The sequence below is a fragment of the Neobittarella massiliensis (ex Bilen et al. 2018) genome (assembly GCF_014269355.1).
Taxonomy (GTDB): Bacteria; Bacillota; Clostridia; order Oscillospirales; family Ruminococcaceae; genus Neobittarella; species Neobittarella massiliensis.
In genome coordinates this window covers 82,213-104,575 of sequence record NZ_JACOGI010000001.1, presented here as the reverse complement: position 1 = coordinate 104,575, position 22,363 = coordinate 82,213, and the positions used below count along the sequence as shown (strand labels likewise).

The following is a 22,363-nucleotide window of genomic DNA, read 5'->3' as shown; positions in this document are numbered from 1 at the left end:
TCCGCTCTCTTCTGTATTTCTACACTGTGTTGATAATAGCTTTCTAAATATACGTAAAGTATTATTTTTACAAATATATACTATATATTGGTAATTTTGACTTAAACCGCATTATACATATCGTATTATTAGATTATTCTAAACATTATGTTTAAAGGCTGTTGACGATCTCTTTAAAGTGCCGGCCCCGCACCTCAAAGTTTTTATACAGGTCGAAACTGGCCGATGCCGGCGACAGAGAGATCACATCTCCCGACTGCGCTCCTTTAAAGGCCAGCTTTACTGCCTGCTGCATATCGCTGGCGTGCACGATCTCGAGCCCGCTACCGGCAAAGTTCCCAGCCGCGCGCACCGCCGCTTCGATCTTGGGGGCGGTGGCGCCCATGAGCACCAGCTTTTTGACCCGCTCGCACACCACTGGACCCAGTGGCTCGTAGGGGATCTTTTTGTCGTAGCCGCCGGCGATCATAATGATCTTTTGCGAGAATGCGTACAGGCCGGCGATGCTGCGGGTGGGGCTGGAAGCGATAGAGTCGTTATAGAACTTGACCCCACCGATCTCCCGCACGAACTCGATGCGGTGCTCCACCCCGGCAAAGGTATTCGCCACATGGCGCATGACCTCCGGCTCTACCAGGCCCCACACGGTGGCGATCGCACCCAGGTAGTTTTCGACGTTGTGTTCGCCGGGTATCTTGATCTCGCTCTTGTGGAAGAGCTTTTGCTCCCCCTGCGGGGTGCGCATACAGATATTGCCGTCCCGGTCCAGATAGGCGCCTTTTTCGACCGGCTCGAACCGGTCGAAAAAGTACAGCTTGCCCCGCACATCGGGCGAAAAGCTACGGGTTATGGCGTTGTGGGCATTGAGCACCGTTTTAGAAAAGGCATCTTGATGGGCATAGAGGTTGCGCTTGGCGTCGACATACTCCTCCATATCCCGGTGCATATCCAGGTGGTTGGGTGCCACGTTGGTGATAAGGGCAATATCTGGGCTGTGCCGCATAGAGATGAGCTGGAAGCTGGACAGCTCCACCACCGCCCAGTCGTCGGGTTTTACCTGCTCGATAATGGGCAGCAGTGCACGGCCGATATTGCCGCCAAGGTGTACGGTGTAGCCCTGCTCTTTCATAAAGGCGGCGATGATCGTCGTTGAGGTGGTCTTGCCGTCGGAACCGGTGACCCCGATGATTCTGCAGGGGCAGAGAGCAAAAAACAACTCCATCTCAGAGGTGACGATGATATCCCGGCGGCGAGCTGCCTCCAGGTCCTCGTCGGTAAAGCGCATGCCGGGGGTGCGAAATACGATATCGTCATCGATGTCTTTTAAGTAATCCTCCCCCAGCACCAGCCGAACGCCGAGACGCTGCAGCTCGTCGGCTACCGGCCCCATCTTCTCGCGGCTGTTTTTATCGCGCACCGTAACGGCAAAGCCCTTTTCTGCAAACATGCGGATACAGTCTAAATGGCTGACGCCAGCCCCGATAAATGCCAATTTTTTGCCCTTGATATCACTCAAAAAGCGGTCAAATCTCTCCACGCTCTATTCCCCCCAACAAATTAGACGACAGCTGCGCCGGCAGACCGTGCCAGGCCCAGACCGCCGTCTCCCCTACACAGTGTGCGCCGCGGCGGGCCGGACCAATCATCTATGCCGGCGGCTGCCACAAAAATCACTCTTTTCTCATTATACGTGCATCCGCCCGATATGACAAGAATTCCCGGGGATTTATGTTGAAAACTTCCAATCTCCATGTTATGATAAAAGGTATACAAACGGCTCTATCACGCCATTTATCAGGAAGGAAGCACACTATGGGACTCGATACCTTGATCCTGCCAAAAAAGTACCGTTCCAGTTTAGATATACTGCAGACCGAGATCGCCATCAAGCTTATTAAAGACACCTTTGAGCGCGAACTGGCGCAGAACCTCAACCTCACCCGCGTCTCGGCACCGCTTTTTGTGGCGCCCGAGACCGGTCTCAACGACGACCTCAACGGCGTCGAGCGGCCGGTCTCCTTTGATATTCTAGATATCGGCCGCGACGTGGAGATCGTCCACTCGCTGGCTAAGTGGAAGCGCATGGCCCTGAAAAAATATGGGTTTGCCCCTGACAGCGGCCTGTATACCGACATGAATGCCATCCGCCGGGACGAGGGCCTGGACAACCTGCACTCGGTATATGTAGACCAGTGGGACTGGGAGAAAGTCATTACCCGCGAGACCCGCAACATCTACACTTTAAAAGAGACGGTCAACCAGATCGTAGACGCGCTGTACACCACCCAGCAAAAACTGTGCGACGCCTTTACCCAGGTAAAACCGGTCATCCCGCGGGAGATCACCTTTGTCACCTCACAGGAACTGGAAGACCGTTGGCCCGACTTGACGCCCAAGGAGCGAGAGGACAAGATCTGTCAACAGCATAAGCTGGTATTCATCAGCCAGATCGGCGGCAAACTGCGGCTGGGCCAGCCTCATGACGGCCGCGCCCCCGACTATGACGACTGGGCACTGAACGGCGATATCCTGGTGTGGTTCCCCGTTCTTGGCCGCTCAGTAGAGATATCCTCGATGGGCATTCGCGTAGACAGCGAGAGCCTGCGGCGGCAGCTGGAGCTGAGCGGCCAGACCAAAAGAGAGGACCTGATCTTTCACAAGATGCTGCTGCACGACGAACTGCCGCTGACTATTGGCGGCGGTATCGGCCAGTCGCGCATCTGTATGCTGATGCTGGGCAAGGCGCACATCGGCGAAGTACAGGTGTCGGTCTGGCCGCCGGAGGAGATCGCCGCCTGTACTGCCAGCGGCATCTACCTCCTGTAGATGAGGGGGAGTCTGATGAAAAAAACGCTCTCTCTCCTGCTGGTGCTGTGTGCGGCTCTGTCGCTGCTCAGTGGCTGTTTTGAAGATGGCTCTGGCCAGCAGTTCGAGTACGACTTAGAAGCACACCCCTCTAATCTGGATCCACAGCTGGCAGAAGACGAGTCATCGCTGGATGTAGTGGGCAACATTTTTGAGGGGCTGCTGGTAAAAAAGGCGGACGGCAGCATCGTACCCGGGGTGGCGAAGAGCTACCAGGCTGAAAACGGCGGCACCCGCTATATCTTTACCCTGCGCGACGACGCAACCTGGTCAAACGGCGATCCGGTGACTGCCCACGACTTTGCCTTTGCCTTTAAACGCCTGTTTTCGCCCGAGACCCGCTCTCCTTACGCCAATGATTTTTATATCATCAGTGGCAGCCGCGCCTATATGAGCGGCCAGGTGGGGCTGGAGGGGCTGGGTGTCAAGGCGCTGAGCAACACCAGTTTACAGATCGATCTCTCCCATGCTGACGAGAGTTTTTTAGATCTGCTTACCACCCCAGCCGCCTTTCCCTGCAACGAGAAATTTTTTAACAGCACCAAGGGGGGGTACGGGCTGACAGCCGAGGCGCTGATCTCCAACGGTCCTTTTTCTTTGACCACCTGGATCAAAGAGGGGGAAAAGGATGACTACCTGGTGCTGCGACAAAACGAGAAGTACAGTTCCGACTCGCCGGTAGTGGCGGGCAGTGTGGTGTTCAACATCGTCCCCGACTACGAGGACCGGCTGAAGAATTTCGAAAAGGGCGAGACCGACTGCCTGCTGTACACCGACCACCCCAAATCGGTCTCGGAGGGGGCGGTGTCGTATCAGAATACTACCTGGGCGCTGGTGCTCAACCAAAAGGAGCCGCTGCTGTCTAACGGCAATATCCGCCGCGGATTGGTGCTGGCTACCGACAAAAATGCCATCAAAGATATGCTGCCCGCCTACCAGACACTGGCGGGGGCGCTGGTGCCACCGGATATCCAGATGGGCCAACAGAGCTTTCGCGCCTTTGCCGGCGAGAACCTGATGCCCACCCCCAATGCCCAGGCCGCCAAGGAGGCATACCGGGCGGGGGCCGATTCGTTTGACGCGGCCTACAATGCCGGAACCAGCGATGACGACTACAACTCGCTGGCCAGTCAGATCACCGTTTTGTGCCCCGACGATGAGGCCAGCCTCTCTTATCTGCAAAACCTGCTGCAGCTGTGGCAGCGGGACCTGGGGCTTTTCCCCAAGGTAGAGACTATGTCGCTGGAGGATATTCAGTCTAAGGTGTATTTGGAAGATTACGACATTGCGCTGGTGCCCATCACCGCCACCCAAAATAGTGCCGAGAGTTTTTTGGCCGATTTTTATACCGGTAGTGAGCGCAATCTGCCAGCTCTGTCTGACTCTGCAGTAGATAGCCTGCTGCAGCGCATGGAGGACTCGACCAGTGCCAGCGATCGGGCCGATCTCTGTCGACAGGCGGAGCAGGCGATCCTCGCCACCAACTGTATCATCCCCCTGTACTACCAACCCCAGTTCTTCGTACAGGGTAAGAGCGTGCAAAATATCGAGTACAACCCCTATTTTGGCTATATCAAATTTAAAGAGGCCATAAAAAATTAATGCTGTGACCCCCAGTAGAAAGAGCGCCTGTGTGGTGGACATAAGTCCGCACACAGACGCTCTTTTGGATTTCTGCAGATGTGTTTCATACCGACGGGCAAAGCCGGATGGGGCCGCCGTGCTAATTGCCCGCCACCAGATCATAATAGGTGCCATCTGACAGGTGGATGCGCACCCCCACAACGCCGTAGCTCTTGTTCTCTGCCTCTTCTTCGGTGATATCGCCCAATCGCTGTATGGTGGAGAGGCACAGTTCTGCCCGTTCTTCCTCCATCACATAGGGTAGTGGCGTGGGGATCAGCGTGGTGGCAAACGCCCTCCCAATGCCGCTCTGCAGCTCGGCCACTACCTCATCCGGCCAGTGGCCGCCGTGGCACAGCGGCTGTATCCTGGTGATGGTGACCGGGTGGCCGGTATGGTTACACAATGCCACTCTCCCCCACGTTTCACAGCGGCCCCCCTCTATGCTCGCGCTAAAAGATGGAGAACCCGTCAGCGCTGCCGGCTCCTCCTCTGGCACTATTGACACGACCCAGACACACAGCCCCAGCAGCAGGACTGTGCAGACAGCAACGATCCACCACGGAAATCTCGCCGTGCGTTTTTTCTTCTGTTCCATCAGCGGTCCCTCTTTTCTGCATCACTTATCGGCCGGTATCACACTGCTTATCTGCCCCCATCATAAAGTATTTTGCCGGCAAAAACAACACCTTTCCTTTTCGACAAAAAAAGAGGGCCGGCAGCTGCCAGCTCTCTTTTTATCTGCTATATTATGTACCTATGCCCGGTAGATGATCTCGCCGTTTTTCACCGTCATTTTGCAGTCCATAGCCGCCTCGATGTCCTTGGTGGGGTCGCCGGCAAAAATGGCGAAATGGGCCTTTTTGCCCGGCTTGATGCTGCCCAAGCTGTCCTGCACGCCGCACAGTTCGGCGGCGTTGATGGTACCGGTACGGATGGCCTCCATGGGGGTCATACCCGCCTTGACCATCAGCACCATCTCGTAGGCGGTCTTGTCGTGTCCATTAAATGGGGTGCCGGCATCGGTGCCCAGCGCGATCTTCACTCCGGCCTGATGGGCGCGCTTAAAGGTGTCCATATGAGCCTCTACTGCGCCTTCTGCCTTTCGCACCACATAGTCGGCAATACCGGCCTTGGTGCCGTTGACCACGATCCAGTGTACTGCTGCCAACGTTGGCACATAAAAGACGTTATTTTCTTTCATGTAGTCAAAGCACCAGTCATCCATAAAGAAACCGTGCTCGATAGAGTCGATACCGGCACGCAGCGCGTTTTTAATGCCAGTCATTCCCTGCGCATGGGTGCAGGTCTTGGCTCCTACCTTGTGCGCCTCCTCGATAGCCGCGCGCAGCTCGTCCTCGTTTAATTGGGGGGAGCCCGGCTCTACGCCTTTGGTCATTACGCCGCCAGTAGCCATTACTTTGACCCAGTCTGCGCCGGCGCGCAGCTGCTCGCGGGCCGCCTTGCGGCAGTCGTCGGGGCCGTCGGCCTCGCGGCCCATGGTCCATCCGTGGCCGCCGGTCATACAAATACATTTACCCGATACCTGCATATCCGGCGCCACCAGTTTGCCGGCAGCCACCGCGTTGCGGATATCGATATCGATGGAGTTGATACCGCCCACGTCGCGAATAAAAGTGACACCCGACTGGGTGAACTGGTCGAGATGATGAAGCGACATCATGGTCACTTCGGCGTCGCTCTCGGTATAGGTGGGGGCGGCGACCGGTGCCAGATTCATGTGGGTGTGGCAGTTAAAAAGGCCCGGCAGAACAGTAGAGCCCTCCAGATCGATGACCTCTGCGCCCGCAGGGCACTGCAGGTCTTTGCCCACCTCTTTGATCACGCCGTCTTCTACCAGAATGCTGCCACCGGCCAGCACGCTGCCGGCCTCTACATCCACGATATTGGCATTTTGAAACACTACTGTCTTCATTTTCCGGGTCCTCCTTGTTATTTTAGTTGGTGTGGGATAGCCCGTGTTTGCGGCATCTTGAAAACACATACTGTGCGGGAGCTGTTACAGAGCCGGGCGAGCGCACACCCCAATAAAAATATTATACTAGAGCAGCTGTATATTTTAAAGATTTAAAGTGGAGAAATCTCCTATTTCATAGAGTGTACCAATTGTACGTCTACCAAGGTGGATAAAAACTGTAAAAAGCACCGGCAAGATCTGTAGACTTATCTTCAAGATCCTCCCACTAAAGAAAATAACACTACCGAAAGGCCTGTTTTCAAGCTGTGTTACCGGTTCATCATTTTGGAGGGCCAGATGCCCAAATGGGCGTAGGGGGATTGGTATTGCCGGTTGCGCTGCTCCTGGCTGGGGTCGGCGTTGATCTGCTCTGCCACATCGTCCAGGGCGGGCTCCAGTTCACCCAGCGTCATGTCCTGGGCCTGTTGCCAACTGTAGGGCAAAACCAGCCCCAGCTCTTCTGCACGCTGATAGATATATCGTATTCTTGCATATGATAAAATAACAAGCTTATCTTCAATATCAATCGACTGTTCATAAACCTTGTCTCTATCCAATGTAATTTCTTCAAATAGTTCGGTCGATTCTTTCACACTACCCGATTCAAGAATTGGCAGACTTACCTCTTGGGCTTGTTCCAATGTTATATCAGAAACCTCAAATTTGTAAAAATCTCTCTGATCACCCCAACCATTTTCCCGCATTCGCACGCATATCTGATTACGGAAAAAATTGTGTAGAGAATATACTGTAAATTTATTGTATGGAGCATTGGAAAAAACAGTGCCCATGACACCCGCATATCTGTCATTAAACTCTTCTTTCGAAATGCTTCTAGATCCATCAGTAAATCTATTATATATGTCTATATAGTAGTACATTGAAAGAAAGCCAGATACATTTACTTCAATATAATCGTTGTCGGATAAGAAATTTTCTACTCCCTGCGTATATCTCTCGCAAAAATAGTAAAAATCATCTGAATTCTTTTCTAGAATAATGTTATCTTTTCTAAGAAGCTTTTCAACAACTGGCTCAATAGCTCCTACCGTATAGGCCGTTCTCTGTGGTCCAATAGCATAGTATATGTATATTCCCAAACAAGCCACTAGTACAATGCAAATATTCAATATGAGCACATGATATCTGCTGTAAAAGACCTTTTTTATGCGCTTCATAAAAATCACCTTTTTAAATAGAGTTTGTAACTACTCATCATAACTTTTTCTATCTATATTCATTCCCACAATCAACATCGCTAAACTCATAAGCGCTAATAACCCATATTTATTCAGTAAAACACATTTTGTTATCTCATTATAATATATAAAAATATTCCATATACTTATCTTTGTATAGACAAAATTAAATATTAAATGATATGTAGTAATAATTATAGCGGGCACAAGTACTGAGTTGGTCACTTTCACAACAAAATATTGAAAAGAAAGATAGAATAACATTTGAATCATTATTTTTACGAACATCACAAACATATTGTCCATATAAAAACTATATCCTATCAATAGAACACCTACAAGCGCCACCGTATGGAGCCAGATAAAAATCGTTTTTATAAGATCACTTTTTTGTTTAACCCCATATGCTTTTACCAGCTCTAAAGCCCCTTGATTGCTGTATTCTCTAAAACACAAGGTAAAATACCAGACAGCTATAATGGGTATATACCGTTCAAAATCCGTATACACCGGCGGGACAATCAAAGTAGCTGCGTCTGATACAAAATTTATAGTAGCTGCGTACCTAATCGAAAGTAAAGGTACCATGATGTAAATAATAATGAGTGGTACGAAATACTTCCATCGCATATTTTTAAATTCAAAATATAATAAACGCAAATTATCCATATGCTAGACCTCTTTTATAATGCTCATATACCCATCTTCAACTGTCGGTGAAAGCACTGTCCCGATTTTCTGTCTATCTGAGCACAGCACCTTATAATAGTTCGTACCCCCATCTTCTTCTATATTTTCTATGTATCTTTTCCCTGAAATTTTATCCTGATCCCCACATAAAATCCGATATACTTTTTCTCTTGCAAACGAGCGAATTTCTTCTTTAGTCCCTTGAATAATATTTGACCCGCTTTTCATAATTAAAATGTGATTACAAATAACGTCAACGTCTTGGACAATATGCGTGGAAATGATCACTGTACGGTCTTTACTGATCGATGCAATAATGTCTTTAAAACGCATTCGCTCTTCAGGATCCAAACCGGCAGTAGGCTCATCAAAAATAAGCAATTTCGGATCTCCCAGCAATGCCTGTGCTATTCCAAGCCTGCGCAACATACCTCCAGACAAGGCCCCTACCAATGTTTTCCTATCATGTTGTAAATTTACAACCGATAAACACCTTACAATTTCTTTTTTTAAATCTCTAGCACAAATTCCCTTTAATATAGAAAAATACTCCAGTACTTCAGCCGTTGTCAATTCTTTAAACATCCCAAATTGCTGTGGTAAATAGCCGATCATGCCAGTATTCTTTTTGTTGCTATCCATGATCTTTCCGTCAATAATTATTTCTCCGTCATCGATATCATAAAGCCCCAATATACTTCTAATTAACGTCGTTTTTCCAATTCCATTTGGCCCAAGTAAACCATAAACTCCTTTATCGATTGTTAAATACAGATTATCGAGGACCTTTTTCTTGCCAAAAGTCTTAGAAACACTTTTCATTTCTATCATGTTTATATCTCCTAAAGCTGCAAAAATTCATCTGGTGTTCTTGTATCCATAGGATCGCAGAGATAACGGTATATATCCGGGAGAGCCGCATCTTCTCCCATATTATCAACATACTTGTAAAACAGCATCTCTAAAGAATCTGCCTGTTTTGTTCTTACTCTATACTGAAACTGAATATTTGACTGTAAGTAGCGCAACAGAATATCCTTAAGGTTTATTTTATCATCTGTTATATCACTAAAATACTTTTTATCCATCATACCAATTACCGTATATGCCGGTGATTCCAACATTGGAACGACCATATAGTCGGCAAATAAATATCCCGTAAATCCGCTATTTCCTGTTCCTCCTAGAGATATTACTTTTGATGCATTTTCATAGTCTGCGGGAATGCCCAATTTTTTACAATAACTGTTAAGAAGCTCCACAACTACTTTGGGTGACACTTGTCTGTTTTCGTCACTGTCTAATCCATAATAAGTATCGCTTAAATGCTTATAAACGAGTGGTCTATCTGTGTCGATTCCCTCTATATGTTGCTTCTGTATAAGCCCCCCTATAATCGTCAGCGAATCACTATAGCCTTGATAATGCCCCTCTGATACCTCTCCCAGATTGGTTACTACCTCTGCCGTATTATGTTTTAAAACGAGATCATAATTTTTAAAAGTTGTACTATTTGTCAACATCCACTGATTCCTTACTCTTGTTATTTCATGTTGAGGAATGGGATAATAAGGGAAAAAGCCAAGCAGCCTTATTCCCTGATAGTTACTATAAAATTGTTCTGAACCTCCAGTATAAGTAAATCGAATATTACTTATTTGCATTCCCTCATTTTCTATTTCTATATAATCTCCTTTTCTTTGATATCTAACAGTCTTTCCATCTTGATCGTATATGTTCTTTATCGCATAGCCATGGTATAAAACAAATACATAATTTTTTATTGGTCTATCTGGAGCAAGAGAAACTGTAACATCAGCACTTAGCTGCCTCCCCACATTCAATTTTAATGTATAGTCCGTAACACTGAATTTATTGTTATTCAAAAAAACATTCTCAGAATATAAACTATCAGTGGAAATTTCATCATTATAAAAAAAGCGCTGATTGTCATAGCCAAAATATTGAATATTGCCCCCTTTTATATAACCTACCCCCTGTACAGAAACAAACGTAAATAGCAGTAAAAATGCCGTTGCGGAAGTTTTACTTTTTCTCTTTATAAATTTTAATAAACACAATAGGAGTACCATACCAATCCAAAACAATATTCGATTATACCTTTGCATCTCATTGGGGATCCCATACAGGTAATCAATATTACCTCCCATATCTGTTCTTTCTATCATTATGTGAAATATATCTGCCCACCTAACCAGATTAAGACGCTCGCTCGATATAGAAGACAAAAAAGTCTGTATATAAGGTGAGAAAAATATAGTTACCAATAACATCACTATGTAAGTATTCCACCTATTACAGTACAGCGCGATTAAAAAGCCAAAGCTTAGACCCAATAATCCTATCAGAAAAATATCTAAAAAGTAAACTTTTAATATATGTATCCATATTGCAGTATTTAGAGCATTTTCAAAATAGGTACAGCAAAATGCATATAAACAACAATTTATATATATGATAAAAAGCAGTGTTACAAGGACGACAAGCTGTGCTGCCACATGTTTTACAAGACCTTTACTTTCTACCTTTAACACTTCTTCAGCCGCATCTACTTTTATCTTACTTAAATATGCATAGCTTATAAACATAAGCATGATAAAAATAACTATATTTGAAGAAATATTTGTTTTCATCATTGGAAATAATCTTTTTTGGCTGGTAATAAGTATAACATTCATGCAGTTTATAAATGCAAAAAGCATTGTCATTCCCAAGACCGGTACAAAAGAGCTCAGAAAAAGCTTTATATTTATCTTAATAAGTTTTTTCATTGTACACCTCTATATATTTATAAATGGACTGGACAGGTACCTGTCCAGTCCATTTGGAAATAATTTTAAGTCGTAACTTGAACAGTGGCACTAGCTGGATAACTGCCAGTTGCCTGGCCATAACAACGCCATGTATAATTATCCGGAGCCGAATTTGATGTAGAATATATACCATTATAAGAATCAACACTGTTATTTGTAGTAACATAATTCCCGGTATAGTATTGTGCGTAGCCCCTTACAGATCCTGAACTGGCATACACGCTTAAACTTAATCTGCTACTTGTACTTCCAACGACTGTTCTCCCAGAATAACATCTAGAAGTACCAGACACATTTGCGGTTGCTGTGTCAGCAAATACACTACTTACAAACACAACGCCTAAACACAAAACTGCGGAAATCACTGCCAAAAACTTTTTCATGATAACCTCCTACATATCCAAGGGGGCATCTTTACGTTAATCTTAAAATTTGTATCGCACTCTACTATTTTCTACATTATAACCTATATTTTTTAAACATTCAATATTTTTTAATATTTTTCATCTAAGTGCCTACTTTACATGTGTTTTTTATATAGTATTCTATTTGCAGCACATTTCTCTTACTATTCGTCACTAAAAACATAAAAAAGGAGCTAGGCAAAATGCCTAGCTCCTTTAAACTATCTAACAGGATCGTACCTTTTAGATCAGCTCGATGATGGCCATCTCAGCGGCGTCGCCGCGGCGGGGGCCGATCTTGATGATGCGGGTGCAGCCGCCGTTTACGTCGGCGTATTTGGGGGCTACCTCGTCCATCAGCTTTTTGGCTACATCCTCTTTGGTGATGTAGGAATAGACCTGTCTCTTGGCGTGCAGGTTGTTCTGCTTGCCAATGGTGATCATCTTCTCTGCCGCAGTGCGTACCTCTTTGGCTCTGGTCACGGTGGTCTCGATCTTGCCGTTTTCGATCAGGTAGGTGACCATCGCTCTGAGCATCGCTTTTCTGCTGTCAGAAGCTCTGCCGAGTTTTCTTGGCATCGAATTCACTCCTTTAACGGGATTTCCGAAAGCGGTGGATTACTCCTCGCTCTCTTTTAAGCTCACTCCCAGCGAGTCGAGCTTGTTCAGTACTTCTTCAAAGGATTTGCGGCCCAGGTTGCGCACCTTCAGCAGCTCGTCCTCGGTCTTGTTGATCAGGTCCTCTACGGTGTTGATGCCCGCGCGGCGCAGACAGTTCGACGAGCGGACCGACAGGTCCAGCTCCTCAATGGTCATCTCCAGTACCTTCTCTTTACCCTTATCGTCTTTTTCGACCATGATCTCAGCCGAGTAGGTCTCGCCCGACAGGTCGACGAACAGGTTCAGGTGCTCGATGATGACTTTGGCGCCCAGCGACACAGCTTCTTCGGCCGACAGGGTACCGTCTGTCCACACCTCTAGGGTCAGCTTATCGTAGTCGGTGATCTGGCCCACACGGGTGTTCTCTACAAAGTAGTTCACCTTCAGCACCGGGGTGTAGATGCTGTCCACCGGCAATACGCCAATGGCCATGTGCTGCCCGCTCTTGTTTTTATCGGCGGGCACGTAGCCGCGGCCCTTCTCCAGGGTCAGCTCCATGCTCAGCGAAGCTCCGGCACCCAGGGTGGCAATATGCATGCCCGGGTCGAGTATCTCCACTTCGCTGTCTGCCTGGATAGAACCGGCTGTCACTTCGCACTCACCGCTGGCCTCGATGTAGACCGTTTTGGGCTCGTCGCAGTGCAGCTTGGCAGTCAGGCCTTTGATGTTCAGGATTATTTCTGTGACATCCTCTTTCACACCGGGGATGGTCGAAAACTCATGTTGTACACCGTCGATCTTAATAGAAGTGACGGCGACACCAGGAAGCGAGGAGAGCAGTACTCTTCTCAAGCTGTTGCCGAGGGTCGTACCATAGCCGCGCTCGAGGGGCTCCACTACAAATCTTCCGAAAGAACCGTCGGGAGAGAGTTCATCCGTCTCGATTCTCGGCTTCTCGATCTCAATCATTCAGTACCCTCCTTTTAGACAGAAATAACGCTCTATCCAATCGTGTAAAACTCACAAATGCTCACCGATTATTTGGAGTAGTACTCAACGATCAGCTGCTCCTCGACCTCGAAGTCGATGTCTTCGCGGTTGGGCAGTCTGGTGATGGTCGCTTTCAGATTCTCGCGGTCCACATCCATCCAAACCGGGGAGGGACGAGAGGCATTCTGCTCAGCTACCTCTTTGATCTTGGTGCTGTTTTTGCTGCCGTCGAACACGGCGACTACATCACCGGCTTTTACGCGGTAAGAAGGGATATTCACTCTCTTGCCGTTGACGGTGAAATGTCTGTGCAGCACCAGCTGACGAGCCTCTTTGCGGGAAGAGGCAAAGCCAGCGCGGTAGGCGATGTTGTCGAGTCTGCTCTCGCAGATCTTCAGCAGCGCGGTACCGGTCACTTCGGGGGACTTAACAGCCATCTCGTAGTAGCCGGCGAACTGGCCCTCTAAAATACCGTAGTAGCGTCTTGCTTTCTGCTTCTCGCGCATCTGCAGACCGTACTCGGAGACTTTCTTTCTGCCTTGGCCATGCTGACCGGGAGCGTATGCTCTGCGTGCAATCGCACATTTATCAGAGTAGCAGCGCTCGCCTTTCAAAAACAGCTTCTGACCCTCACGGCGGCACTGTCTGCACACCGCACCAGTATATCTAGCCATCTATTTGCACCTCCTGATAAATGCTATACACGCCGTCTCTTCGGCGGGCGGCAGCCGTTGTGGGGGATGGGGGTCACATCTTTGATCATGTTGACTTCCAGCCCTGCGGCCTGCAGCGCGCGGATAGCGGCCTCACGACCCGAACCCGGGCCCTTAACGAATACCTCAACGGTTTTCAGACCGTGCTCCATAGCGGCTTTCGCAGCAGTTTCCGCGGCCATCTGTGCGGCGTACGGGGTAGACTTTCTGGAGCCTTTGAAGCCCAGACCGCCGGCAGAAGCCCAAGAAAGAGCGTTGCCCTGCACGTCGGTGATGGTGATGATGGTATTGTTGAAGGTGGATTGGATATGTGCTGCACCACGCTCGATATTTTTGCGTTCACGGCGCTTACGAACGGCTGTTCTTTTCATTGCCATCGCTTAGTATCCCTCCCTGATTACTTTTTCTTGTTGGCGATCGTCTTCTTGGGGCCCTTACAGGTTCTCGCGTTGGTCTTGGTCTTCTGACCGCGGCAGGGCAAGCCCTTTCTGTGGCGGACACCGCGATAGCAGCCGATCTCTACCAGCCGCTTCACGTTCAGCGCCACGTTCCGGCGCAGATCGCCCTCTACGTCGAAGTTTTTATCGATATACTCACGCAGTTTGATCTCGTCGTCCTCGGTCAGGTCTTTGACTCTGACGTCGGGGCTGATACCGGTGGCATCTAAGATCTTCTCGGCGGATTTACGGCCAATACCGTAAATGTAGGTTAAGCCTATCTCGACTCGCTTCTCTTTCGGCAAGTCAACACCAGCAATACGTGCCATGTTTGCGTTGCACCTCCATTAAGTGGTTTTGCGCCTTAGCCCTGCCGCTGTTTGTGCTTGGGGTTCTGGCAGATTACCATTACGCGACCTTTGCGTTTGATCACTTTGCATTTCTCGCAAATGGGTTTTACGGAAGGTCTGACTTTCATGTAAATTACCTCCTATGACCCTAGAAAAGTCTTTACTTGGAACGCCAGGTAATGCGTCCCTTGGTTAAATCGTACGGCGACATCTCCACCGTCACTTTGTCTCCGGGCAGGATGCGGATGTAATTCATGCGCAGCTTGCCCGAGATGTGGGCCAGTATCTTGTGCCCGTTCTCCAGTTCTACCTGAAAAGCGGCATTAGGCAGTGCATCTACTACGATACCCTCGACCTCGATAACGTCTTCTTTGGACAAGTGAATGCCTCCCTTTAACTGTTGTGAGCGGCAGAGGACGCCTCGTCGAACTGGCGGAGGATCCTCCCTATGCTCTTATTGGTAGCCCCATCCATCTGTATCAAGTGCCCAGTGGGCCAGATGTGTTTTTTGTTCTTGCGCTTTGGGGTTTCCAATTTCCTCATTTTCCCGTCGGCTATAAAAACGTATTCGTTCTCAAGTGCCACGACCACGCTGTGTCTCTCTTTGTCGCGGCCGGCCAGGCTCTTTACTACAGTACCTATCTGGAGTGCCTTCATCTGCGCATCCTCCAGACTCACAGTGCCGTCAAAATCACCGGGCCTGATGCCGTGATCGCGATCGTGTGTTCAAAGTGGGCCGACAGACCGCCATCTTTGGTGATGACCGTCCATCCGTCCTTTAGAATTTCCACCTGGGAACCGAACTCGTTGACCATGGGCTCGATAGCAATGGTCATGCCGGGGGTCAGCCGCGGCCCGTGGCCCGCGCGCCCGTAGTTGGGCACCTCTGGGTCCTCGTGCAGCTCATGGCCCACCCCGTGGCCGATAAAATCACGCACTACTGAAAAGCCCCGCTCGGTCACATAGGTCTCTACCGCGTGGCCGATATCCCCAATCCGGTTACCCGGCTGGGCGGCCTCGATACCGGCAAGCAAGCTCTCGCGGGTGGCATCCATCAGCTTCTGTGCTGCCGGTGACACCTTTCCGGCGCCGAAGGTAGCAGCATTGTCGCCGTGATAGCCCTTATAAAAGGCGCCCACGTCTACGCTGACGATGTCCCCCTCCTCGATCACGCGGTCACCGGGTATGCCGTGTATAATCTGATCGTTGATCGAGATACACGCGCTGCCCGGAAACCCGCCATACCCCAAAAAGGAAGGTTTGGCGCCGTGAGAGGTTATGAACTTCTTGACTTTGGCATCAATCTCGCGGGTGGTGACACCCGGTGCCACCAGACTGCCGGCCAGTGCTAACGCCTCGGCCGACAACTTGCAGGCAGCTTTCATATCCGAGATCTCTTTGGCAGATCTTAAGGTGATCATTCCTCCACCGCCTTGCGCACGAGCGCGCTGGTGTCGGCGATCTCCTCCTGGCCAATTATGGTCTTTAAAATGCCTTTTTTCTCGTAGTACGCGATGAGGGGCTCGGTCTGCTCGTGATACACGCGCAGCCGGTCCTTCACGATCGAAGCCTCATCGTCTTTGCGGATCACTAATTTTCCGCCACATTTGTCGCACACGCCATCTACTTTAGAGGGCTTATAGTCGATGTGGTAGGACGCGCCACAATCGCCGCACACCCGTCGGCCAGACATACGCCGCACGATCTTCTCGTCGTCAACATGGATGTTGATGACGCGGTCGATCTCGACGCCCATCTGGTCCAGGGCCTCCGCTTGGGCTACCGTGCGGGGGACGCCGTCTAGAACGAATCCGTTTTCACAATCGCTCTGTGCCAGTCTCTCTTTGATGATGCCGATGATGATCTCGTCGGGTACTAGGTCGCCGGCCTCGATGTACTTCTTGGCCTGCAGCCCCATCTCGGTGCCGTTTTTGAGTGCCTCGCGGATGATGTTTCCGGTGCTTATGGCCGGAATGTGCAGCATATCGCACACCTTTTCGGCCTGGGTGCCTTTACCGGCGCCCGGAGCGCCCAAAAATATCAGCTTCATTCGCTTTACCTCCTCACACGCACACGCCATCTACTCAAGGAAACCCTTGTGGTGGCGCATCATCATCTGTGCTTCCAGTGTTCTCACAGTCTCTAAGGCAACACCTACCACGATGAGGATGGAAGTACCACCCAAGGCGATGTTCACCCCTGATATAGCAGTCAGGCCAATAGGCATTACCGCCACGATACCGAGGAAGATGGCCCCGATAAAGGTGACCTTAGAGAGGATCCTGGTAATGAAGTCAACGGTAGGCTTACCGGCGCGGATGCCGGGGATGGTACCGTTGTTCTTTCTGAGGTTGTTGGCGATCTCTAAGGGATTATACTGTACGGCGGTGTAGAAGTAGTTGAATGCCATAATCAGCATAAAGTAGATGATCGCGTAAGCCAGGGAGTTATAGTCAAACAGTCCCAAAAAGCTCGCCCAGAAACCCTTGGTGGCGTTTTTGAAGAACAGCGCCTTGATGGTGCCCGGGATCGAGATGATCGAGCTGGCAAAGATGATGGGCATAACGCCGGTCATGTTCACCTTGATGGGAATATGGGAGCTCTGACCGCCGTACATCTTGCGGCCGACCACACGCTTGGCGTACTGGACCGGCACACGGCGCTCGGCATTGGTCATCAAGACCACGAAGCCGATCACCACTACTGCCAACACCAGAATGATGGGCAGGTAGATGTAGTACTTGTACTCGCCCTCAGCAGCCAGCTGGAAGTAAGCCACGGCTTTGCTGATGACGGTGCTCCCGCGGGAGACGATGCCGGCAAAGATGATCAGCGAGATACCGTTGCCGATACCTTTTTTGTCGATCTGTTCACCCAGCCACACGATCAACATAGCGCCAGCAGTAAAGGTGGCGACGATGATGATGGCCGAGAAGATGCCGGAAAAGCCCTTGGTATAGGTCAGAGCATTTTGGTTTTTAAGCAGGAAATAGTAGGCGATGGCCAGCGCTACGGCCAGACCCAGCGCCACGTACCGGGTGATGCGGTTGAGTTTGCGCCTGCCCTCTTCGCCCTCTTTGGCCAGCCGCTCCAGCGGAGGGATGGCGATAGTCAAGAGGTTGATGATGATGGAGGCGTTGATATAGGGGGTGATGGAGAGCGCGAAGACAGTGGACTTGGCGAAGGCGCCACCAGTGAGCATATCCAGATAGCCCAGCAGGTTGCCGGAGCCCTCCACCATGCTCTTGAGTGCGCCAGGAGAAACGCCAAAGACCGGCAGGGCTACGCCCACCCGAAAGACCACGAGGATCATCAGCGTGTAGAGGATCTTCTTCCTCAACTCGGTGATCTTCCACGCGTTTCTAAAGGTCTCTAGCACCTTACATCACCTCAGCTTTCCCGCCTGCCTTTTCGATCTTTTCTTTTGCAGCAGCCGAGAATTTTGCGGCTTTCACTGTCAGTTTTTTGCTCAGCTCGCCATTGGCCAGCACTTTTACGCCGTCCAGCTCTTTTTTGATCAGGCCACAGGCGATGAGCGCCTTGGCGTCGATCTCAGCACCGTCTTCAAAACGGGCTTCCAGGTCGCCCACGTTTACGTAAGCGTACTGGGTGGCGAAAATGTTCTTGAAGCCTCTTTTGGGCAGACGTCTCTGCAGGGGCATCTGGCCGCCCTCAAAGCCGGGCCGCACGCCGCCGCCCGAACGGGCGTTCTGGCCTTTGTGGCCCTTGCCGGCGGTCTTGCCGTTGCCGGAACCTGCGCCTCTGCCTTTGCGGTATGCCTCTTTCTTAGAGCCCGGGGCCGGAGAGAGTTCATGCAGTTTCATGTTGCGTTGCACCTCCTTAAATTAAGCTTCGGTAACCTCGATGAGGTGAGAGATTTTTGCGATCTTGCCTTTGGTGGCAGCATTATCCGGTTGGATGGTCACGTCGCCGATCTTGCGCAGTCCCAGAGAATGAGCAGTGGCGATCTGGTCATCTTTTCTGCCGGAGAAGCTCTTAACCAGTTTAATTCTAAAATCAGCCATCAGCCGATCCTCCTTAACCCAAGATTTCCTTCGGTGTCTTGCCGCGAACGGCGGCGACCTGCTGTGCGTCTCTCAGGCTCATCAGGCCGTTGACGGTGGCAGTCACCACATTGCAGGGGTTGTTAGAACGCAGGCACTTGGTGCGGATGTCCTTGATACCGGCAGCCTCTACGACTGCACGGACGGCACCGCCGGCGATAACACCGGTACCGCGGCCAGCGGGTTTGAGCAGCACACGGCCGGCGCCAAACTCGCCGATGACCTCGTGCGGGATGGTGGTGCCGTACAGCGAAACCTTCACCATGTTCTTCTTGGCGACTTCGATACCTTTGCGGATAGCTTCCGGTACCTCAGCTGCCTTGCCGATCCCGTAACCGACAGAGCCCTTGCCGTCGCCCACGACGATCAGCGCCGAGAACTTCATGACACGGCCGCCCTTAACGGTTTTGGATACGCGGTTTATAGAGACAACTCTCTCCTGCAGGTCCAGAGTTGTAGCGTCGATTCTAGCCAAAAGTATACCCCCTCACTTAAAATTTCAGGCCGCTCTCGCGAGCACCTTCGGCCAACTCTTTGACCCGGCCGTGGTAGATGTATCCACCTCTGTCGAACACGACATCGGTGATGCCTTTCTCAGCGGCCCGTTTGGCGATGGTCTCGCCGACCTTGCGGGCGCCTTCTTTGTTGCTACCATTGCCCTCAAAGTCCTTGTCCATGGAAGAGGCAGCGGCTAATGTAACGCCGTTTACGTCATCGATGATCTGTGCATAGATGTGTCTGGCGGAGCGAAACACATCCAGGCGCGGACACTCGGGGGTGCCGCTGATCTTAGCGCGCACTCTGCGATGTCTTTTAAGCCTCGCTTTGTTGCTGTCTGGCTTATTCACCATTGTCTGTCACTCCTTTGCTTATTTGCCTTTACCAGCTTTGCCCTCTTTGCGGATGATCACTTCGTCTACGTACTTGATACCCTTACCTTTGTACGGCTCGGGGGGCCGTTTCTCACGGACCTCAGCAGCAAACTGGCCGACTTTCTGTTTGTCGGGACCGGAAATGACGATCTTGTTGGGGGCCGGTATATCTATTTTGATGCCCTCGATCTCCTCGATGATGACCGGGTGGGAGTAACCCAAGCTCAGGTTGGCGGCACTTCCCTGTTTGGCAGCGCGATAACCTACGCCGTTGATCTCCAGCTCTTTCTTGAAGCCCTCGGTGACGCCGACGATCATGTTGGCGATCAGAGTGCGGGTCAAGCCGTGCAGAGATCTGTGCTCTTTTTTGTCGGAGGGGCGGGTGACGGTGATCACGTTTCCCTCCATGGAGATGGCCATGTCACTATGGAATGTATTCTCCAAAGAGCCGTTGGGGCCCTTGACCGACACATGCTGGCCGTCGATCTTGACTTCCACGCCTGCCGGTACTTCGATTGGTTTTCTACCTATACGAGACATTGTCTACACCTCCTACCATTACCATACGAACGCCAGCACTTCGCCGCCAACATTCTCTTTACGGGCCTGTTTATCGGTCATGATGCCCTTAGAAGTGGACACGATGGCGATACCCATGCCGCCGATGACTTTGGGCATTTCCTCACAGCTGGCGTAGATGCGCAGACCGGGTTTGGAAACTCTTCTCAGGCCGGTGATGACCGGAGTTTTGCCCTCGCCGTATTTCAGGGTCATGTGGATGGTACCCTGCTTGTTGTCTTCTATGACCGTGAATTTCTTCACGTAACCCTCATCGACCAAGATCTGGCTGATAGCCTTCTTGATATTGGATGCGGGGATGTCTACCGTATCGTGTTTTGCAGAGCTCGCGTTGCGGATGCGAGTCAAAAGATCTGCAATAGCGTCGGTGATTTGCATACCGTTGACCTCCTTTGCTGTAATTTACCAGCTAGACTTCTTCACGCCGGGAATTTGCCCTTTGTAGGCCAGCTCCCGGAAGCAGATACGGCAAATTCCAAATTTGCGAAGAACGGAATGAGGTCTGCCGCAGATCTTGCATCTGTTGTACTCTCTGGTGGAGTACTTCTGCTCTCTTTGCTGTTTGATTTTCATCGAAGTTTTAGCCAAAACTGTTCCCCCTTACTTCGCGTACGGAGCGCCCAGCAGAGTAAGCAACTCTCTGGCCTCTTCGTCGGTCTTTGCAGTGGTGACAAAGTTGATATCCATGCCGCGGATCGCGTCGATCTTGTCGTAATCGATCTCGGGGAAGATCAACTGCTCTTTGATGCCCAGCGAGTAGTTGCCGTGGCCGTCGAAAGAGTTGGCGTTGATGCCTCTGAAGTCACGCACGCGGGGCAGTGCTACATTGAAGAAGCGGTCTACGAACTCGTACATCTTCTCGCCCCGCAGGGTCACCTTGCAGCCAATGCTCATACCCTCACGCAGCTTGAAGTTCGCAACGGATTTTTTTGCCTTACAGACGATCGGTCTCTGTCCGGTGATTTTGGACAGGTCCCCAATGATGGCGTCGATGACCTTCGGGTTGTCGCGGGCCTCGCCACAACCGACGTTGATCACAACTTTCTCAAGTTTGGGGATCTGCATGACGCTCTGGTAGCCGAACTTGTTCATCAGAGCAGGCGCTACCTCTTTGACATAGAGATCTTTCATTCTTGCCATGTCTGTTCCTCCTTACTTAGAAAGTTTCACCGCAGCCCTCGTGCTTGCAAACACGAACTTTGCTGCCGTCTTCCAGGATCTTGTGGCCCAGTCTGGTGGCTTTGCCACATTTGGGGCATACCAGCATCACTTTGCTGGCGTACAGGGGAGCCTCTGCTTTCACCAGGCCGCCCACTTCACCCATCTGGCGGGGTTTCACGTGTTTGGTCACCATGTTGCAGCCTTCCACGATCACTTTGCCCTCTTTGGGAGAGACCTCCAGGACTTTGCCCTGTTTGCCTTTGTCTTTACCGGAAATGATCACTACGGTATCGCCGGTTTTTACATGTACTTTGTTCACAGCCATACCTCCTTATAATACTTCCGGTGCCAGGCTCAGGATCTTCAGGTAGCTCTTCTCGCGCAGCTCGCGAGCAACTGGCCCAAAGATACGGGTGCCCCTGGGGTTTTTATCTTCTTTGATGATGACAGCGGCGTTCTCGTCGAAACGGATATAGGTACCGTCCTCGCGGCGCACGCCCTTAGAAGAGCGAACGATAACAGCCTTGACTACATCACCTTTTTTAACGACGCCGCCGGGAGCAGCCTTCTTGACCGAAGCCACTACTACGTCGCCGATGTTGGCGTACCTCCTGCGCGAGCCGCCCAACACGCGAATGCACATCAGTTCTTTTGCACCGGTGTTGTCAGCTACCTTGAGGTAGGTTTGCATCTGTATCACAGAGCGTTCCTCCTTTCGGGTCTAAAAAGCTTATTTCGCTTTCTCTATGACGTTCACCAGTCTCCATCTCTTGTCTTTAGACAAGGGGCGGGTCTCCATGATCTCAACGGTATCGCCGATATTGCACTCGTTGTTCTCGTCATGGGCCTTCAGCTTACTGGTGCGTTTGATAATCTTCTTATAAAGCGGGTGCTTGACGTTGTCGGCGATAGCCACGACGATGGTCTTGTCCATCTTGTTGCTGACGACTTTGCCAACCCTGGTTTTTCTAAGGTTTCTCTCGCTCACAGCCGGGTCCTCCCTT

The 22,363-nt window shown here is 50.4% G+C and carries 32 protein-coding genes; 2 read left to right on the top strand and 30 right to left on the bottom strand.

Annotated features, from left to right (window positions below; all coding sequences use genetic code 11):
• Nucleotides 1–151 precede the first annotated feature (151 nt).
• Nucleotides 152–1,537 carry a UDP-N-acetylmuramoyl-L-alanine--D-glutamate ligase gene (gene murD, locus H8K20_RS00550; protein WP_186487141.1) on the bottom strand — a complete coding sequence of 462 codons (1,386 nt, stop codon included), beginning with the start codon at nt 1,535–1,537 and terminating at the stop codon, nt 152–154.
• 275 nt (nt 1,538–1,812) lie between these two features.
• Between murD and asnA the strand changes: the two genes are divergently transcribed.
• Together asnA and H8K20_RS00540 are read left to right on the top strand one after the other, a co-directional pair.
• A complete protein-coding gene (gene asnA / locus H8K20_RS00545; RefSeq protein WP_186487139.1) occupies nt 1,813–2,826 on the top strand; it encodes an aspartate--ammonia ligase in 1,014 nt (337 codons plus the stop codon).
• A gap of 15 nt (nt 2,827–2,841) precedes the next feature.
• A complete protein-coding gene (locus H8K20_RS00540; RefSeq protein WP_186487137.1) occupies nt 2,842–4,467 on the top strand; it encodes a peptide ABC transporter substrate-binding protein in 1,626 nt (541 codons plus the stop codon).
• A gap of 121 nt (nt 4,468–4,588) precedes the next feature.
• Here H8K20_RS00540 and H8K20_RS00535 read toward each other — a convergent pair whose 3' ends face one another.
• The 29 genes from H8K20_RS00535 to rpsQ form a co-directional block, all read right to left on the bottom strand.
• On the bottom strand, nt 4,589–4,894 hold the full coding sequence (locus tag H8K20_RS00535) for a hypothetical protein (protein ID WP_186487135.1): 306 nt from the start codon (nt 4,892–4,894) through the stop codon (nt 4,589–4,591).
• Nucleotides 4,895–5,245: 351 nt separating this feature from the next.
• Nucleotides 5,246–6,424, bottom strand: coding sequence for a metal-dependent hydrolase family protein (locus H8K20_RS00530; RefSeq protein ID WP_186487133.1), 1,179 nt, complete (start codon nt 6,422–6,424; stop codon nt 5,246–5,248).
• A gap of 311 nt (nt 6,425–6,735) precedes the next feature.
• The gene (locus H8K20_RS00525) at nt 6,736–7,644 is read right to left on the bottom strand and encodes a hypothetical protein (protein WP_186487131.1); all 909 of its coding nucleotides are present in this window, start codon (nt 7,642–7,644) and stop codon (nt 6,736–6,738) included.
• A gap of 30 nt (nt 7,645–7,674) precedes the next feature.
• Nucleotides 7,675–8,334 (bottom strand): hypothetical protein, encoded by a 660-nt coding sequence (locus tag H8K20_RS00520; protein ID WP_186487129.1) that lies wholly within the window; start codon nt 8,332–8,334, stop codon nt 7,675–7,677.
• 3 nt (nt 8,335–8,337) lie between these two features.
• Nucleotides 8,338–9,186 (bottom strand): ATP-binding cassette domain-containing protein, encoded by an 849-nt coding sequence (locus tag H8K20_RS00515; protein ID WP_186487127.1) that lies wholly within the window; start codon nt 9,184–9,186, stop codon nt 8,338–8,340.
• Between the two features lie 11 nt (nt 9,187–9,197).
• Complete coding sequence (locus H8K20_RS00510) at nt 9,198–11,147, bottom strand: hypothetical protein (RefSeq protein ID WP_186487125.1); 1,950 nt, start codon at nt 11,145–11,147, stop codon at nt 9,198–9,200.
• A 65-nt stretch (nt 11,148–11,212) separates the two neighbouring features.
• A complete protein-coding gene (locus H8K20_RS00505; RefSeq protein ID WP_186487123.1) occupies nt 11,213–11,572 on the bottom strand; it encodes a hypothetical protein in 360 nt (119 codons plus the stop codon).
• Nucleotides 11,573–11,836: 264 nt separating this feature from the next.
• A complete protein-coding gene (rplQ, locus tag H8K20_RS00500) occupies nt 11,837–12,172 on the bottom strand; it encodes a 50S ribosomal protein L17 (RefSeq protein ID WP_105203213.1) in 336 nt (111 codons plus the stop codon).
• A gap of 39 nt (nt 12,173–12,211) precedes the next feature.
• Nucleotides 12,212–13,162, bottom strand: a complete 951-nt coding sequence (locus H8K20_RS00495) for a DNA-directed RNA polymerase subunit alpha (RefSeq protein WP_105203212.1) — start codon at nt 13,160–13,162, stop codon at nt 12,212–12,214.
• Nucleotides 13,163–13,230: 68 nt separating this feature from the next.
• A complete protein-coding gene (gene rpsD / locus H8K20_RS00490) occupies nt 13,231–13,857 on the bottom strand; it encodes a 30S ribosomal protein S4 (RefSeq protein WP_105203211.1) in 627 nt (208 codons plus the stop codon).
• Nucleotides 13,858–13,880: 23 nt separating this feature from the next.
• Complete coding sequence (gene rpsK / locus H8K20_RS00485) at nt 13,881–14,273, bottom strand: 30S ribosomal protein S11 (protein WP_105203210.1); 393 nt, start codon at nt 14,271–14,273, stop codon at nt 13,881–13,883.
• A gap of 20 nt (nt 14,274–14,293) precedes the next feature.
• The gene (gene rpsM / locus H8K20_RS00480) at nt 14,294–14,662 is read right to left on the bottom strand and encodes a 30S ribosomal protein S13 (protein ID WP_105203209.1); all 369 of its coding nucleotides are present in this window, start codon (nt 14,660–14,662) and stop codon (nt 14,294–14,296) included.
• Nucleotides 14,663–14,697: 35 nt separating this feature from the next.
• Nucleotides 14,698–14,811, bottom strand: coding sequence for a 50S ribosomal protein L36 (rpmJ, locus tag H8K20_RS00475; protein WP_105203208.1), 114 nt, complete (start codon nt 14,809–14,811; stop codon nt 14,698–14,700).
• A 32-nt stretch (nt 14,812–14,843) separates the two neighbouring features.
• A complete protein-coding gene (gene infA, locus H8K20_RS00470; protein ID WP_105203207.1) occupies nt 14,844–15,062 on the bottom strand; it encodes a translation initiation factor IF-1 in 219 nt (72 codons plus the stop codon).
• A gap of 14 nt (nt 15,063–15,076) precedes the next feature.
• Nucleotides 15,077–15,340, bottom strand: a complete 264-nt coding sequence (locus H8K20_RS00465) for a KOW domain-containing RNA-binding protein (RefSeq protein WP_186487121.1) — start codon at nt 15,338–15,340, stop codon at nt 15,077–15,079.
• A gap of 17 nt (nt 15,341–15,357) precedes the next feature.
• Complete coding sequence (map, locus tag H8K20_RS00460; protein WP_105203205.1) at nt 15,358–16,104, bottom strand: type I methionyl aminopeptidase; 747 nt, start codon at nt 16,102–16,104, stop codon at nt 15,358–15,360.
• The gene (locus tag H8K20_RS00455) at nt 16,101–16,733 is read right to left on the bottom strand and encodes an adenylate kinase (protein WP_186487119.1); all 633 of its coding nucleotides are present in this window, start codon (nt 16,731–16,733) and stop codon (nt 16,101–16,103) included. The genes map and H8K20_RS00455 overlap by 4 nt, the downstream gene beginning before the upstream one ends.
• Before the next feature lie 30 nt (nt 16,734–16,763).
• The gene (gene secY, locus H8K20_RS00450) at nt 16,764–18,062 is read right to left on the bottom strand and encodes a preprotein translocase subunit SecY (RefSeq protein WP_154866116.1); all 1,299 of its coding nucleotides are present in this window, start codon (nt 18,060–18,062) and stop codon (nt 16,764–16,766) included.
• A 1-nt stretch (nt 18,063) separates the two neighbouring features.
• The gene (gene rplO, locus H8K20_RS00445; protein ID WP_105203202.1) at nt 18,064–18,507 is read right to left on the bottom strand and encodes a 50S ribosomal protein L15; all 444 of its coding nucleotides are present in this window, start codon (nt 18,505–18,507) and stop codon (nt 18,064–18,066) included.
• A gap of 21 nt (nt 18,508–18,528) precedes the next feature.
• Nucleotides 18,529–18,708 (bottom strand): 50S ribosomal protein L30, encoded by a 180-nt coding sequence (gene rpmD / locus H8K20_RS00440; protein WP_186487117.1) that lies wholly within the window; start codon nt 18,706–18,708, stop codon nt 18,529–18,531.
• A 13-nt stretch (nt 18,709–18,721) separates the two neighbouring features.
• Nucleotides 18,722–19,222, bottom strand: coding sequence for a 30S ribosomal protein S5 (gene rpsE, locus H8K20_RS00435; protein WP_105203200.1), 501 nt, complete (start codon nt 19,220–19,222; stop codon nt 18,722–18,724).
• A 16-nt stretch (nt 19,223–19,238) separates the two neighbouring features.
• The gene (gene rplR, locus H8K20_RS00430) at nt 19,239–19,598 is read right to left on the bottom strand and encodes a 50S ribosomal protein L18 (protein ID WP_105203199.1); all 360 of its coding nucleotides are present in this window, start codon (nt 19,596–19,598) and stop codon (nt 19,239–19,241) included.
• A gap of 18 nt (nt 19,599–19,616) precedes the next feature.
• Nucleotides 19,617–20,159 carry a 50S ribosomal protein L6 gene (gene rplF / locus H8K20_RS00425; protein ID WP_105203198.1) on the bottom strand — a complete coding sequence of 181 codons (543 nt, stop codon included), beginning with the start codon at nt 20,157–20,159 and terminating at the stop codon, nt 19,617–19,619.
• Nucleotides 20,160–20,177: 18 nt separating this feature from the next.
• Nucleotides 20,178–20,576 carry a 30S ribosomal protein S8 gene (rpsH, locus tag H8K20_RS00420; protein WP_105203197.1) on the bottom strand — a complete coding sequence of 133 codons (399 nt, stop codon included), beginning with the start codon at nt 20,574–20,576 and terminating at the stop codon, nt 20,178–20,180.
• 24 nt (nt 20,577–20,600) lie between these two features.
• On the bottom strand, nt 20,601–20,786 hold the full coding sequence (locus H8K20_RS00415) for a type Z 30S ribosomal protein S14 (protein ID WP_105203196.1): 186 nt from the start codon (nt 20,784–20,786) through the stop codon (nt 20,601–20,603).
• A 12-nt stretch (nt 20,787–20,798) separates the two neighbouring features.
• Nucleotides 20,799–21,338, bottom strand: a complete 540-nt coding sequence (rplE, locus tag H8K20_RS00410) for a 50S ribosomal protein L5 (protein ID WP_105203195.1) — start codon at nt 21,336–21,338, stop codon at nt 20,799–20,801.
• A gap of 16 nt (nt 21,339–21,354) precedes the next feature.
• Nucleotides 21,355–21,678 (bottom strand): 50S ribosomal protein L24, encoded by a 324-nt coding sequence (rplX, locus tag H8K20_RS00405; protein WP_105203194.1) that lies wholly within the window; start codon nt 21,676–21,678, stop codon nt 21,355–21,357.
• 12 nt (nt 21,679–21,690) lie between these two features.
• Nucleotides 21,691–22,059, bottom strand: coding sequence for a 50S ribosomal protein L14 (gene rplN / locus H8K20_RS00400; RefSeq protein ID WP_105203193.1), 369 nt, complete (start codon nt 22,057–22,059; stop codon nt 21,691–21,693).
• A 30-nt stretch (nt 22,060–22,089) separates the two neighbouring features.
• Nucleotides 22,090–22,347, bottom strand: a complete 258-nt coding sequence (rpsQ, locus tag H8K20_RS00395) for a 30S ribosomal protein S17 (protein ID WP_105203192.1) — start codon at nt 22,345–22,347, stop codon at nt 22,090–22,092.
• Nucleotides 22,348–22,363: the final 16 nt, after the last annotated feature.

Excerpts from the sequence above, each read along its gene's own strand:
- asnA (WP_186487139.1), top strand. The coding sequence starts at position 1,813 with ATGGGACTCGATACCTTGATCCTGCCAAAAAAGTACCGTTCCAGTTTA.
- H8K20_RS00540 (WP_186487137.1), top strand. The coding sequence starts at position 2,842 with ATGAAAAAAACGCTCTCTCTCCTGCTGGTGCTGTGTGCGGCTCTGTCG.
- H8K20_RS00530 (WP_186487133.1), bottom strand. The coding sequence starts at position 6,424 with ATGAAGACAGTAGTGTTTCAAAATGCCAATATCGTGGATGTAGAGGCC.
- H8K20_RS00525 (WP_186487131.1), bottom strand. The coding sequence starts at position 7,644 with ATGAAGCGCATAAAAAAGGTCTTTTACAGCAGATATCATGTGCTCATA.
- H8K20_RS00520 (WP_186487129.1), bottom strand. The coding sequence starts at position 8,334 with ATGGATAATTTGCGTTTATTATATTTTGAATTTAAAAATATGCGATGG.
- H8K20_RS00515 (WP_186487127.1), bottom strand. The coding sequence starts at position 9,186 with ATGATAGAAATGAAAAGTGTTTCTAAGACTTTTGGCAAGAAAAAGGTC.
- H8K20_RS00510 (WP_186487125.1), bottom strand. The coding sequence starts at position 11,147 with ATGAAAAAACTTATTAAGATAAATATAAAGCTTTTTCTGAGCTCTTTT.
- H8K20_RS00505 (WP_186487123.1), bottom strand. The coding sequence starts at position 11,572 with ATGAAAAAGTTTTTGGCAGTGATTTCCGCAGTTTTGTGTTTAGGCGTT.
- rplQ (WP_105203213.1), bottom strand. The coding sequence starts at position 12,172 with ATGCCAAGAAAACTCGGCAGAGCTTCTGACAGCAGAAAAGCGATGCTC.
- H8K20_RS00495 (WP_105203212.1), bottom strand. The coding sequence starts at position 13,162 with ATGATTGAGATCGAGAAGCCGAGAATCGAGACGGATGAACTCTCTCCC.
- rpsD (WP_105203211.1), bottom strand. The coding sequence starts at position 13,857 with ATGGCTAGATATACTGGTGCGGTGTGCAGACAGTGCCGCCGTGAGGGT.
- rpsK (WP_105203210.1), bottom strand. The coding sequence starts at position 14,273 with ATGGCAATGAAAAGAACAGCCGTTCGTAAGCGCCGTGAACGCAAAAAT.
- rpsM (WP_105203209.1), bottom strand. The coding sequence starts at position 14,662 with ATGGCACGTATTGCTGGTGTTGACTTGCCGAAAGAGAAGCGAGTCGAG.
- rpmJ (WP_105203208.1), bottom strand. The coding sequence starts at position 14,811 with ATGAAAGTCAGACCTTCCGTAAAACCCATTTGCGAGAAATGCAAAGTG.
- H8K20_RS00465 (WP_186487121.1), bottom strand. The coding sequence starts at position 15,340 with ATGAAGGCACTCCAGATAGGTACTGTAGTAAAGAGCCTGGCCGGCCGC.
- map (WP_105203205.1), bottom strand. The coding sequence starts at position 16,104 with ATGATCACCTTAAGATCTGCCAAAGAGATCTCGGATATGAAAGCTGCC.
- H8K20_RS00455 (WP_186487119.1), bottom strand. The coding sequence starts at position 16,733 with ATGAAGCTGATATTTTTGGGCGCTCCGGGCGCCGGTAAAGGCACCCAG.
- rplO (WP_105203202.1), bottom strand. The coding sequence starts at position 18,507 with ATGAAACTGCATGAACTCTCTCCGGCCCCGGGCTCTAAGAAAGAGGCA.
- rpmD (WP_186487117.1), bottom strand. The coding sequence starts at position 18,708 with ATGGCTGATTTTAGAATTAAACTGGTTAAGAGCTTCTCCGGCAGAAAA.
- rplR (WP_105203199.1), bottom strand. The coding sequence starts at position 19,598 with ATGGTGAATAAGCCAGACAGCAACAAAGCGAGGCTTAAAAGACATCGC.
- rplF (WP_105203198.1), bottom strand. The coding sequence starts at position 20,159 with ATGTCTCGTATAGGTAGAAAACCAATCGAAGTACCGGCAGGCGTGGAA.
- rpsH (WP_105203197.1), bottom strand. The coding sequence starts at position 20,576 with ATGCAAATCACCGACGCTATTGCAGATCTTTTGACTCGCATCCGCAAC.
- rplE (WP_105203195.1), bottom strand. The coding sequence starts at position 21,338 with ATGGCAAGAATGAAAGATCTCTATGTCAAAGAGGTAGCGCCTGCTCTG.